The 12,052-nt window shown below is 74.3% G+C and carries 13 protein-coding genes and 1 riboswitch; of the genes, 7 read left to right on the forward strand and 6 right to left on the reverse strand.

What is annotated here, in order from left to right; all coding sequences use genetic code 11:
* Window positions 1-152 precede the first annotated feature (152 nt).
* Window positions 153-1,478 carry an MFS transporter gene (locus BIV01_RS02510; RefSeq protein ID WP_083413721.1) on the reverse strand — a complete coding sequence of 442 codons (1,326 nt, stop codon included), beginning with the start codon at window positions 1,476-1,478 and terminating at the stop codon, window positions 153-155.
* 143 nt (window positions 1,479-1,621) lie between these two features.
* Here BIV01_RS02510 and BIV01_RS02515 point away from each other — a divergent pair, with 143 nt between their 5' ends.
* Entirely contained in the window at window positions 1,622-2,479 is an 858-nt protein-coding gene (locus BIV01_RS02515; RefSeq protein WP_070418614.1) for a LysR substrate-binding domain-containing protein, read from the forward strand.
* 109 nt (window positions 2,480-2,588) lie between these two features.
* Here BIV01_RS02515 and BIV01_RS02520 read toward each other — a convergent pair whose 3' ends face one another.
* Window positions 2,589-3,866, reverse strand: coding sequence for a hypothetical protein (locus tag BIV01_RS02520; RefSeq protein ID WP_071301846.1), 1,278 nt, complete (start codon window positions 3,864-3,866; stop codon window positions 2,589-2,591).
* A 98-nt stretch (window positions 3,867-3,964) separates the two neighbouring features.
* Between BIV01_RS02520 and BIV01_RS02525 the strand changes: the two genes are divergently transcribed.
* Window positions 3,965-4,933, forward strand: a complete 969-nt coding sequence (locus BIV01_RS02525) for an aldo/keto reductase (protein WP_071301847.1) — start codon at window positions 3,965-3,967, stop codon at window positions 4,931-4,933.
* 189 nt (window positions 4,934-5,122) lie between these two features.
* On the opposite strand, the gene BIV01_RS02530 is transcribed toward BIV01_RS02525, so the two are convergent.
* Window positions 5,123-5,770, reverse strand: a complete 648-nt coding sequence (locus BIV01_RS02530; protein ID WP_071301848.1) for an NADPH-dependent F420 reductase — start codon at window positions 5,768-5,770, stop codon at window positions 5,123-5,125.
* A 92-nt stretch (window positions 5,771-5,862) separates the two neighbouring features.
* On the opposite strand from BIV01_RS02530, the gene BIV01_RS02535 reads away from it, so the two are divergent.
* The 4 genes from BIV01_RS02535 to BIV01_RS02550 all read left to right on the forward strand — a co-directional run bounded on the left by BIV01_RS02535 (window position 5,863) and on the right by BIV01_RS02550 (window position 7,705).
* Window positions 5,863-6,159 carry a GNAT family N-acetyltransferase gene (locus BIV01_RS02535; RefSeq protein WP_070418618.1) on the forward strand — a complete coding sequence of 99 codons (297 nt, stop codon included), beginning with the start codon at window positions 5,863-5,865 and terminating at the stop codon, window positions 6,157-6,159.
* A gap of 22 nt (window positions 6,160-6,181) precedes the next feature.
* Window positions 6,182-6,643: a VOC family protein gene (locus BIV01_RS02540; protein ID WP_071301849.1), complete on the forward strand. Its 462-nt coding sequence runs from the start codon at window positions 6,182-6,184 to the stop codon at window positions 6,641-6,643.
* 85 nt (window positions 6,644-6,728) lie between these two features.
* On the forward strand, window positions 6,729-7,199 hold the full coding sequence (locus BIV01_RS02545) for a MarR family winged helix-turn-helix transcriptional regulator (RefSeq protein ID WP_070418620.1): 471 nt from the start codon (window positions 6,729-6,731) through the stop codon (window positions 7,197-7,199).
* Entirely contained in the window at window positions 7,196-7,705 is a 510-nt protein-coding gene (locus BIV01_RS02550; RefSeq protein WP_071301850.1) for a metallophosphoesterase family protein, read from the forward strand. Before BIV01_RS02545 ends, BIV01_RS02550 begins: the two co-directional genes overlap by 4 nt.
* A gap of 228 nt (window positions 7,706-7,933) precedes the next feature.
* Here the strand turns inward: BIV01_RS02550 and thiD are convergent, their stop codons facing one another.
* From thiD to thiM, 3 genes are all read right to left on the reverse strand, one after another.
* A complete protein-coding gene (gene thiD, locus BIV01_RS02555; protein ID WP_071301851.1) occupies window positions 7,934-9,427 on the reverse strand; it encodes a bifunctional hydroxymethylpyrimidine kinase/phosphomethylpyrimidine kinase in 1,494 nt (497 codons plus the stop codon).
* Window positions 9,424-10,164: a thiamine phosphate synthase gene (gene thiE / locus BIV01_RS02560; protein WP_071301852.1), complete on the reverse strand. Its 741-nt coding sequence runs from the start codon at window positions 10,162-10,164 to the stop codon at window positions 9,424-9,426. Before thiE ends, thiD begins: the two co-directional genes overlap by 4 nt.
* Complete coding sequence (thiM, locus tag BIV01_RS02565; protein ID WP_071301965.1) at window positions 10,161-11,009, reverse strand: hydroxyethylthiazole kinase; 849 nt, start codon at window positions 11,007-11,009, stop codon at window positions 10,161-10,163. Before thiM ends, thiE begins: the two co-directional genes overlap by 4 nt.
* Window positions 10,998-11,093: riboswitch (TPP riboswitch) on the reverse strand. (Overlaps the previous gene by 12 nt.)
* A 67-nt stretch (window positions 11,094-11,160) precedes the next feature.
* Between thiM and BIV01_RS02570 the strand changes: the two genes are divergently transcribed.
* Window positions 11,161-12,051: an NUDIX domain-containing protein gene (locus BIV01_RS02570; protein ID WP_071301853.1), complete on the forward strand. Its 891-nt coding sequence runs from the start codon at window positions 11,161-11,163 to the stop codon at window positions 12,049-12,051.
* The last annotated feature ends 1 nt before the right edge of the window (window position 12,052 follow it).

Below are 12,052 nucleotides of genomic sequence, written 5' to 3' on the forward strand. Positions count from 1 at the left end.
ACGTCGGTTTCGTGGTTCGACGCCACGCGGCAGCGCAGCGGCGCAGCGACGCGCACGCGCCGACGACGGCAGCAGCGAGCGCGCGCGCAGCGCTACCACGCGTCGGTCGGGAGGCGCGGCGCCCGCCCGCACCGCGCCTCCCGTCCGACGCGTCAGCGGTGCCCGACGATCGACGGCACCGGCATGTGGTGCCGCATCCGCACCGCCAGGTGGAGCCCGCCGCGGCGGGCGAGCACGAGCCCGACGACGGCCGCGGCCGCGGCCGGCACGCCTCCGGCGACGACCATCCCGACGTGGGCCCCGAAGTGGTCGACCACCTGGCCCATGAGGGGGCCGCCGATCGCCTGCCCTCCGAGCAGCACGAGGACGTAGAGCGACATCACCCGGCCTCGGATCGCCACGTTCGAGGACAGCTGCACGAGCGAGTTCGACGCGGTCTGGAAGAGCAGCTGCGACATCCCGACGGCGACGAGCGCGACGGTGAACGGCGCGATGACCGGGATCGAGCCGGAGACCACGAGCAGGATCCCCGTCCAGAACACCCCGCCGACGATGGTGCGGAGCCGGACGGTGGCGCGCCGCGTCGAGAGCAGTGCGCCGGCCAGGGCGCCGATCGCGACGGCGGAGTTGAACACGCCGTAGCCACCGGCGCCGACGTCGTACACCTCGGACGCGAAGGCCGACAGCAGCACCGGCATCGTCAGCGCGAAGACCGAGAAGAACGCCACGAGGATGACCGGCACGATGATGGTCGGCTTCCGGACGGAGTAGCGGAGGCCCTCGACGAGCTGCCCCTTCCCTCGTGGTGCCGGGGGCGTGCGGTGGAGCTCCGAGACCTTCAGGAACCCGAGCGTCACGACCACGGCGACGCAGGCGATCGCGTTGACGCCGAACGACCAGCCGGCGCCGACCGCGACGAGCAGCGCTCCGGAGAGGGCCGGGCCGATCATGCCGCCGAGCTGGAAGACCGACGAGTTCACGCTGATGGCGTTGCGCAGGTGCTCGTGGCCGACGATCTCGGTGACGAACACCTGGCGCGCGGGGTTGTCGATGACGGTGACCATGCCGACGACGAACGCGATCGCCCAGATGTGCCACGCCTGCACTACCCCGGACAGCGTCAGGACGGCGAGCAGGGCCGACAGCACGGCGAACGAGCCCTGCGTGATCATCATCAGCGCGCGCTTGGAGAACCGGTCGACGAGCACCCCGCCGAGGAGCCCGAACAGCAGCATCGGCGCGAACTGGCACGCGACCGTGATGCCGACCTGCGCGACCGACCCGGTGAGCTGCAGGACGAGCCAGTCCTGTGCGATGCGCTGCATCCAGCCGGCGGTCATCGCGACGAGGTTCGTGGCGGTGAAGAGCCGGAAGTTCGGCACCGACAGGGCGATGAGGGTGTGGCGCCACGGTGGTCTGGTGGCCTGGATCGGCAGTGGTTCGGTGGGCGGGGGGAGGGTCGTCGATGACGCACTCACGAGCGGGGGTCTCCGGAGGTCGAGGTGGAGCAGGCGGGACTGTACCCACTCGAAACTAACTGCGCGCGGCCCATTCGATACCCCTATGGTGGCTATCACTCCATTGCGAAGTCGAATGGGGTCGTCACGACGAAGGGTGTCCGGTGCTGGATCCGGTTCTGCTGCAGACGTTCCTCGCGGTCGCCGAGACCGGGAGCTTCACCCAGGCCGGCGCCCGGCTCGGCATCAGCCAGCCCACGGTGTCGCAGCACGTGCGGCGGCTCGAGACGGCCGTCTCCCGGACCCTCGTCGCCCGGGACACCCGGGGCGTGGCGCTCACCGACAACGGGGACGCGATGGCCGGGTTCGCGCGGACGATCCTCGCGGCGCACGCCACCGCCGACGCGTACTTCTCGGGAGCCGCGACCCGCGGGCGGCTCCGGTTCGGGGCGGCCGACGACCTCGCGATCACGCAGCTGCCCCGGATCCTGCGGGACTTCCGACGGCTGCACCCGCAGGTGAACCTCGAGCTGACGGTGAACCAGTCCTCACCGCTGCTCCGCCGGGTGCACGCGGGGCAGCTCGACCTCGTGTTCATCAAGCAGACCGCGGGGGAGTCCGCCGAGGGCACCCGCGTCGCGACCGACCAGATGGTCTGGATGGCGCAGGACGGCATCGCGCTGGAGCCCGGGGAGCCCGTGCCGCTCATCGCGTACCAGGCGCCGAGCATCAGTCGACAGATGGCGATCGACGCGCTCGAGTCCGCCGGACGCACGTGGCGGATCACCTGCAACACGCGCGACGTGAACGGGGTGCTCGCGGCCGTCCGCGCGGGGATCGGGGTCGCGGTGTTCCCGCACTCGCTGATCCCGGCGGACCTCGTGAAGGTGTCGCAGCGGTTGGCGTTGCCGGACCTCCCGGCGGTCGACTACGTGCTCATCGCGAACCCGACGGTGCAGCGGGAACCGATCGACGCCCTGACGAACGCGATCCTGTCGCGCGGGGTGGTCCGCGCGGTGTGAGCGGGGCGGCCGTGGTCGTTTCGTGAGCAGGAATGGTCGGGTCGGTGGCGCGCACCCGACCATTTCTGCTCACGAAACGCGCGGGGCGCGCAGCGCGCAGCGCGGCGCGCTACGGCGCGAGCGTCGGGACCGTCCCCGTCCCGGTGAGGTCCGGCAGGGTCACCCCGACGAGCGGCAGCACCGCCGAGGCCACGGCCCACAGCAGCACGAGCGTCCCGACCCCGCCGAGCACGGCACCGAGGAGCGCGAGCGGCCGCTGCCACGTCGCCTCGGGCCGCCGCAGCGTCACGATCGAGAGCAGGAGCGCGAGCACGCCGAGCACCAGCCCGACGCCGTGCACCGTCGCGGGGGCGGTGAACCACCACGCGCCGAGTCCGAGGGTGGCGAGTCCGGCGAGGGCGCCGAGGACGGCCCCGGGAGTCGTCCCCACCCGCTGCGTCGTCCCGGCGGCCTGGAGGCGCGGCCCGCCCCCGCCACACACCGTCGCGACAGCAGGGGTGGTCGTGTCCACCGCCGGGGGCGCGTCGGTCGCGGTCCTCGCGGTCGGCTTCCTCGTGCGCGGCGGCCGGGCGGGCCTCGCGGCCTTCGCGCCCTTCGAGGGCTTCGTGCCCTTCGGCGTTCGTGGGCTCGTCGACCGGCCGCGTCCCGTGTCCGAGCCACGGGTCGGCAGGTCGATCAGGGGGAGCGCTTCGGTCGGCGGCAGTGCATCCGCCCGGGGAGCCGGTGTCGAGCCCGGGCCCCCGGGCGCCGGCGGTGCGATGACGGCGTCGAAGGCCGGAGCCGCAGCCGGAGCGGCGGACGCCGGAGCCACGGCGGCCGGAGCGGCGGGGCGCTGGTGGGCGAACCGGGCGGGGGTGCGGTAGCCGATCGGTCCCGAGGGAGCCGGTTCCGACCCCTCGACGACGACGTGCTCGAGGCCCGGCACGGAGAACCGGGGCTGACCGACGACCGGGACGCTGGGGCCCGCCGAGACGACCGGCGCGGCGGGAGCGGGTGCGGCCCCCGGCGTGACGGACGCGGCACCGACGGCACCGACGGCGTCGACGGCACCGACGGCACCGACGGCGTCGATCGGCGAGACCGGGGCGGGGCCGATCGAGGCCGTGTCGAACGGGACCGTGTGCACCGCGGGCGAGGTCGGGGCCGGGGGCAGGAGGTGCTCCTCCGGTGGGAAGTCGGGCACCACGATGTCGTCGTCGACGAGTGCCGGTGTGGCGGGCGGTCCGGGGAGCGTGCTGCCGGGGCCGGCCGTCTCCGGAGCGGGGGCGGGTGCGACGGGGGCGGGGCGCGCCTCCAGGCCGTCTGCCGCGCCCTCGGGGGGAGCCGTGACCCAGTCGGGGACGGCGCGACGCGGCCGGTCCTCGTCCGGCATGCGATGCGATGCCACTGCGGTGCTCCCTCCGTAGGCTGATCCATCGTCAGTTCTAACGGCAACCCGTGCGGCTGGCGCAGCCCCAGTTCCGGGGTCGCCGGTACGGTCGGGGCATGACCGGAATCGAACACCGTCCTCTCGGGCCGTCGGGGCTCGTCGTCTCCACCGTCGGCATCGGCTGCAACAACTTCGGCCGACCCGGCACGCTGACCGAGACGCAGGAGGGCACGGACGCCGTCGTCCACGCGGCCCTCGACGCCGGCGTCACCCTGTTCGACACCGCGGACGTCTACGGCGGCCGGCGCGGGTTGTCCGAGGAACTCCTCGGCAGGTCCATCGCGGGACGTCGCGACGAGATCGTCCTCGCCACGAAGTTCGGCATGGACATGCAGGGGGTGAACGGGCCGGACTGGGGCGTGCGCGGCTCCCGGCGGTACGTGCGGCTGGCGGTCGAGTCGTCGCTCAAGCGCCTCGGGACGGACTGGATCGACCTCTACCAGATGCACGGCCCGGACGACGTGACCTCGATCGAGGAGACGCTGTCCGTGCTCGACGACCTCGTCCGCGAGGGCAAGATCCGCTACATCGGCCACTCGAACTTCGCGGGGTGGCAGATCGCCGAGGCCGAGCTCACCGCCTCCATCGCCGGCACCACGGCGTTCGTGTCGGCGCAGAACGAGTACAGCCCGCTCGCCCGGGGCGTCGAGGACGAGGTGCTGCCGGCCGTCCGTGCGTACGCGCTCGGGTTCCTGCCGTACTTCCCGCTGTACAACGGCCTGCTGACGGGCAAGTACACGAAGGCCGGCGGGCCCGCGGACGGGCGCCTCACCACGGCGAAGCCGCAGCTGTTGCAGGACGCGCCGTGGGAGATCCTCGAGGAGTTCCAGCGGTTCTGCGACGAGCGCGGCGTCACGATGCTGCAGGCGACCTTCGCGTGGTTGCTGGCCCAGCCCGGGCTGTCGAGCGTCATCGCGGGGGCGACGAAGCCGGAGCAGATCCGGCAGAACGCCGAGGCCGGGACGGCGTGGGAGCCGTCCGAGGACGACCTCGCCGAGATGACGCTGGTCTTCGACGGCGCCTGAGCCGGCACCGCCGGCGCGCCGCGGACGCCGAGTCTCGGCTCGGCGGACAGTTTCGTGGTCGATCGGCCGCGGAACTGTCCGCGGGGCCGAGTCTCGCCTCGCAGCTGCGGGCGGGCGGGCGGGCGGCTGCGGGACGGGAGGCGCGGTGCCGGACCGACCCGCGCCTCCCGTCCCGCAGGGGGTCGCGACCTACATGTCGCGGTACCGCTCCGCGGACGCGAGCGCCTCGCGCAGCTCCGCCACGGTCAGCCGCGGGCCGTACCCGGGGGTGTCGCGCTGGATGCGCCAGCCCTCGGCGAGGGGCCCGGCGTCCACGACGTCGAACCCGAACTGGTCGATGAGGTCCGACACGACCCGCTTGGCGTCGGCGTCGTCCCCGGCCACCACGAGCGCGCGACGGTCCTGGGTGCCCGCAGCGGAGGCGTGGCCGGTGAGGTCCGCGGCGCCGATGTGGTTGAACGCCTTCACGACCCGGGCGCCGGGGAGGTGGTCCTGCAGGAGCTCCGCGGTCGTGGTGGTCTCGGAGTCGAGCGCCTCGATGTGGCCGTCGCGCTGCGGGTAGTAGTTGTTCGTGTCGATCACGACCTTGCCCTCGAGGGGGCCGGCCGGGATGGTCTCGATCGCGGCGAGCGGGGTCGTGACGACGACGATCTCGCCAGCGGCCGCCGCCTCGTCGCGGGTCGCGGCACGGGCACCCGCGCCGAGCTCCGCGACCAGGTCCGCCAGGGTCTCGGGGCCGCGGGAGTTCGCGATCACCACCTCGTGTCCGTTCCGCACCGCCAACCGTGCGAGCTGGGATCCGATGTTGCCTGCGCCGATGATGCCGATTGTCGTCATGGTGTCCGACCAACGCCCGACCCCGACCCGCCCATTCCCGACGGCCTGACCGTCTGCCGCCCGCGCCTGCGCCGAGGGTGCATGATGGCGGCATGGACCACGAGTTCCGCGACGAAGCCGACCAGGACCGCTACGCGATGTACGTCGGCGGCGAACTCGTGAGCGTCCTCGACTACCGCGAGAACGGCGACGCGATCGCGTTCCCGCACACGTACACGGTGCCGAAGCACCGCGGGCACGGGTACGCCGCCGAGCTCGTCGACTTCGCGGTCGCCGACGTCGAGGCGAACTCCACCCGGCGCATCGTCCCGATGTGCTGGTTCGTCGGCAAGTGGTTCGACGAGCACCCCGAGAAGGCAGACCTGCTCAGCCGCGGCGCTGCGGACTGAGCCGAACCGGAAGGCCCCGCCCATGCCGACGATCACCCCGTTCCTCTGGTACGACGACCAGGCCGAGCAGGCGGCGGAGCACTACGTGTCGCTCTTCCCCGACAGCAGCATCGACAGCGTGAGCAAGACCCCGGACGGGCAGACCCTCGTCGTCGAGTTCACGCTCCTCGGCAAGCCCTACCGTGCGATGAACGGCGGTCCGGGGCACGAGCACACCGACGCGGTCTCGTTCCAGGTGGACGTCGACGACCAGGATGAGCTCGACGGCATCTGGGACGCCCTGCTCGCCGACGGTGGCCGTCCGAGCCGGTGCGGGTGGCTCTTCGACCGCTGGGGTGTGGCGTGGCAGGTCACCCCGTCGATGATGGGCGACCTCATGACCGGCTCGGGCGACCCCGAGGCCAACGCCCGCGTCTTCGAGGCCATGATGCAGATGGTCAAGCTCGACATCCCCGCCCTGCGGGCCGCCGCGGCGGGTCACTGAGCCGACGCGATCCGTACCCGCCGGTATGGTGGCGGGACCGAACACCGCCGGCAGGTCCCGGCGCAGACAGGCTGGAGTCCGTCCGATGAGCGAACCGAGGCCCGATGTCCGCAACAGCGACATCGGACGCGCGTACACGGAACTCGCCCGCATCACCCGCCGCGCGAGCATCCGGGCACGCGGCTCGGAGGCGATCCTCAGCGTCGTCGACCAGTCCCTCGTCGACTTCGTCGTCCAGCACGAGGGCTGCATGGCGATCGACATCGCCCGGTACCTGCGGCTGAACCGCTCCACGATCTCGCGGCAGCTGTCCGGGCTGCTGGCGGCCGGGCTCATCCGGACGGTCGACGGCGGGACCGGCAACGCCAAGCCCCTCGTGGCCACCGACGCCGGCCGTGCCGCTCTCGAACGGTCCGTGCAGCTGCACCGCGACGCGCTCGACGAACGGCTCGCGAGCTGGTCGGACGACGACATCGCGCTCCTCGCTGGGCTCCTCGAACGGCTCGGCGCCGCGGACGAGGCGGGGCTGCCGATGCCCGGACGCACCACGCCGTGACGACCTCGTTCGTCCTGCTCTCGGACACCCACCTGCCGAAGCGGGCGAAGGACCTGCCCGCCGGGCTCTGGGCGGACATCGACGCCGCGGACCTCGTGGTGCACGCCGGCGACTGGGTGGACCTCGCGACGCTCGACGCCGTCCAGGCCCGGTCGGCGCGGTTCGAGGGCGTCCGCGGCAACAACGACGGCCCCGAGTTCGACGACCGCCTGCCGCTCGAGGCGCGCTTCGCCGTCGAGGACCTGCGCGTCGCCCTGGTGCACGAGACGGGTGCCGCGACGGGCCGTGAGCGTCGCATGACGGCCGCGTACCCGGACGTCGACGTGCTCGTCTTCGGCCACTCGCACATCCCGTGGGACACGGTCGCGCCGTCGGGGCTGCGGCTGCTCAACCCGGGTTCGCCGACGGACCGGCGCCGCCAGCCGGACCACACGTGGATGCGCGGTGCGGTCGACGGCCGCGACCTGACGGTCGAGCTGGTGCGGCTGCCGCCGGCGACCCGCTGACGGCCTGGAGGCGCGGGTCGACCCCGCACCGCGCCTCCCGTCCGCGACACCCCGCGTCCCTGGCCGCGCTGCTGCCCGCCCCGCCCGCGCGCCCCGCCCGACGCGTCCGCGCGCCCTGCCCGACCCGTCGGCCCGGCCGCCCGCCTGCCCGCCCCCGCCCGCGAAAGCGACAGGGTGCCGTCGAATCGTGACGGCACCCTGTCGCTTCCGCGCCAGGGACCGCGGCGCTCAGCGAGAGCGTGTCGTTCCGGCGGCACACTCCGGGCCGGCGCCCGGCCCCGCCCCCGTGGTCGGCATCCGGAAGAACGCGAGCTCCCACGCGGTCGACGCGCGGAACGCGCGCGTCATCGCTCCGCGCTCGGCCGGCGTCGCCGCCGCGGCGAGCCGCTCGACCCGGGCCGTCGCGTCCGCGGAGGCCTCGGCGAACCCCGGGTCGCCGTACGCGCCGATCCAGTCCGCGAACGGGTGGTCCGACCCGACGGTGCCGATCTGCGTCCCGACCCACGCGTACACGCGGAAGCACGGCAGCACCGCCGCGGCGAGGACCCCGACGGACCCGGAGTCGGCAGCGGCCTGCAGGTGGGCGAGGTAGCCGGCGCAGACCGGGTGGACGGGGTCCTCGGCGTGCGTGCCGGCGAGGCGTCGGTGGTGCAGGTCGCGGGCCTCGTCGGCGCAGCCCTGGGCCGATGCCTGCCAGAACGCGGCCTCGGCCCCGGTCGTCCACGAGCCCAGCAGCGCCAGGTGCCGCTCGTACGCGCGGAGGTAGTGGACGTCCTGCGCCAGGTACGCGGCGAACACCTCGGGGTCGAGCGTAACCGCGCGCATCCCGGTGAGGAAGTCGCACGCGATCGTCTCGTGCAGGACCTCGGCGACGTCGTCCCACCAGCGGTCGGTCCACCTCGGCTCCGGCCGCTCCGCACGCACGAGCGCGCCGTGGTCGACCGGACCGTTCCCGGTGCCGATGTGCAGGGCGTCGGCGCCGCGGAGGGCCGCGGTCAGCCAGCGCTTCGCCGTGCCGACGGCCAGTTCCCAGTCGCCGTCGCGGGCCGCGAGCGTCGCGATCGCACTCGACAGCGAGCACCCGGTGCCGTGCGTGTTCGTCGTCCGGACGCGTGGCGCGCTGAACGTCCGGAGCACCCCGTCGGGCCCGACGAGCACGTCGTCCGAGGTGTCGCCGTCGTCGTGGCCGCCCTTCGCGAGCACGAGCACGTCCCAGGTGCGGGCGATCGTGAGCGCCCGGTCCTCCGCGCTGTCCGGGGCCCGTCCGTGCAAGGTGGCCAGCTCGGCGAGCACCGCGAGTTCCGCCCGGTTCGGCGTCACGAGGTCGGCGAGCCCGAGCAGCGTGGCCATCGCCCGCGAGGCGTCCTCGTCGAGCAACCGGTCCCCGCTCGTCGCGACCATCACGGGGTCGACCACCACGACCGGCGGGCGGTGCTCGCGGAGCCACTCGGTCACGACCCGCACGACCTCGGCGGTGCCGAGCATCCCGACCTTCACGGCGTCGACCACGACGTCGTCCGACACCGCGTCGAGCTGCTCGCGCAGGAAGGCGGCGTCCGGCACGTGCACCGAGCGCACCCCGTGCGTGTTCTGCGCGACGAGCGCGGTCACGACGCCCATGCCGTAGCCGTCGTGCGCCGCGATGGCCTTGAGGTCCGCCTGCATCCCCGCCCCACCCGTCGGGTCGGTCCCGGCGATGCTCAGGACGCGCGGGACGCTCATGCGTCCGCCCCGTGGTGCGTCGCGTCGGCCAGGAGGAACGGATCGCCACCACCCGACGGCCCCGCCTCCGCCCCGTGGTCGGGTCCAGGGCCCCACGCGGACACGAACGCCGCCGCGGCGGACCCGGGGTCGGCCGCCGCGCAGATGCCCGAGACGACCGCCACGCCCGCGGCACCGGCTGCCCGGAGCGGCAGGACGTCGTCGAGCGTCACCCCGCCGATCGCCACGCACGGCACGTCCGTCGCGCGTGCGAGCCGGCCGAACCCGTCGTGTCCGAGGGCCGGCGGGTGGTCCGCCTTCGTCGCGGTCGGGTGCACCACGCCGACCCCGAGCAGGTCGACGGTGCCGCGAGGGAGTGCGGCGACGGTGGCGAGGTGCTCCGGGGTGTTCGCGGTCAGCCCGACGTGTGCGTCCGTTCCGAGCAGGGCGCGAGCGGCGGTGACGGGGACGTCGGACTGGCCGAGGTGCACGCCCGCGACCCGGTGTCCGGCGTGCCGAGCGGCCAGGGCGACGTCCAACCGGTCGTCGACCACCACGGTCGCCCGGTCGCCCACGGCGTCGGCCACCGCGGCGGTCAGCGCCAGCAGGTCACGGGCCGAGGCGTCCTTGTCGCGCACCTGCACGATCCGCACCCCGCCGTGCACCGCGGCACGGACGACCCCGAGCACGCCGATGCCGTGCCGGTCCGACAGCGCCGGGTCGGTCACGAGGTACACGCCGAACCCACCGGCGCTCACGCGGCCACCGCCGGGGACTCCACGGTGATGCGCGCCGTGCGCACGACGTCGTCCGGCGAGAGCGACGCCAGGCGGTCGAGGAACAGCGGCTGGAACGTGCCCGGTCCGCCGGCCTCACGCGCGGCGAGCTCGGCCGCGATCGTGTGCACCGCGGTCGCGGCGACGGCGGCCGCGCCCGGGTCCTCGGGGGAGACGGCGGTGAACGCGGCGACGACGGCACCGAGCGCGCAGCCGCCGCCGGTGATCCGCGTGAGCAGCTCCGTGCCGTTCGCGACCCGCACCACGCCGATGCCGGGCGCGACCAGCAGGTCGACCGGACCCGACACGGCCACCGCGGCCACGCGCCTGGCGGCCACCGCGTCGACCGCGGCCGCTCGCGCGTCGTCGGTGCCGACCGTGCTGTCGACGCCACGACCACCGGCCGAGGCGCCGAGGACCGCGAGCACCTCGGAGGCGTTGCCCCGCAGCACCGTCGGGCCGAGCGCCAGCAGGTCCCGGGCGAGGGCCGTCCGCACCGGCAGGGAGCCGACGGCGACCGGGTCGAGCACCCAGGGCGTGCCGGCGTCGACCGCTGCCGAGGCGGCTTCGAGCGACGCGGCCCGGGGTTCGGCGTGCGGCGTGCCGGTGTTCACCAGCAGGGCGTCGGCGACCCGGGCGAACGGCCCGGCCTCGGTCACGACGTCGACCATCGCGGCCGAGGCGCCGAGCGCGAGCAGCACGTTCGCGGTGACGTTCTGCACCACGGTGTTCGTGATGCAGTGCACCAGGGGACTCCGGGCGCGGACGGCCTCGAGGAGTTCGGCGGTCCGACGGGCCCAGTCGGGGGCGGGCGCAGCAGTGTGCATGGACGATCCCTTCGCGAGTACGAGCTCGAGCAGGTTCGACGGGTGTGATCTCAGCCGCTGGTTGCGGCACCCCGTGTCTCGACCGACACCGTACACGAGCGGCTCCGACGTCTCCGGTCACATGACGGGTCCCGTGTGACAGGGTTGACGGGTGCCAGACACCACGCCTCCCGGGCCGCCTCCCGGCCCCCGCGATCCCGGCGACGCCTGGGCGGTCGGCCCCGACGGCACCAAGGCCTGGGGGCGGTTCGGCGCGGCCGGACTCCTCGTCGACGACGGCTCCGGACGCGTGCTCCTGCAGCACCGCGTCGAGTGGAGCCACCACGGCGGCACCTGGGGGATCCCGGGCGGAGCCCGCCACCTCGGCGAGGACGCCGTGACCGGGGCGCTCCGCGAGTCGGCGGAGGAAGCCGGCGTGCCCGAGGACGGCGTGGACCTCCGGCACACCGCCGTGCTGGACCTCGGGTTCTGGACGTACACGACGGTGGTGGGGCGCGCCTCCAGGGCCTTCGAACCGGTGATCGCGGACCGCGAGAGCCTCGAACTGGCCTGGGTGCCCGTCGGCGACGTCGAGGACCTGCCCCTGCACCCCGGGTTCGGGGCGTCGTGGCCAGCGCTGCGGGCACGGATCGAGACGACACCGCACGTCGTGGTGGACGCGGCGAACGTCGTTGGCAGTGTGCCGGACGGGTGGTGGAAGGACCGCGCGGGGGCTGCGTCGCGGCTGCTCGGGTCGGTGGGGGCGCTCGCCGCGGCGGGTGTGTCGGCCGAGGTGCTCGCGCTGCCGTTCGACCGGTGGTGGCCGCGGTGGACCGTGGTGCTCGAGGGAGCGGCGCGGGACGCCGTGGGCGCGGACGAGCCGGTGTCCGTCGTGCGTGCGCCGGGGTCGGGTGACGACGCGATCGTCGAGGCTGCCCGGGCCGCGGTGGACGCCGGGCACACGCCGGTCGTCGTGGTGACCGCCGACCGCGAGCTCCGGGCCCGCGTCGAGGAGCTCGGCGCCGCGGTGCACGGGCCGGCCTGGCTGCGCGACCAGTTCTGAC

Origin of the sequence: Curtobacterium sp. MCBA15_013, assembly GCF_001865095.1 — a bacterium.
Taxonomy (GTDB): domain Bacteria; phylum Actinomycetota; class Actinomycetes; order Actinomycetales; family Microbacteriaceae; genus Curtobacterium.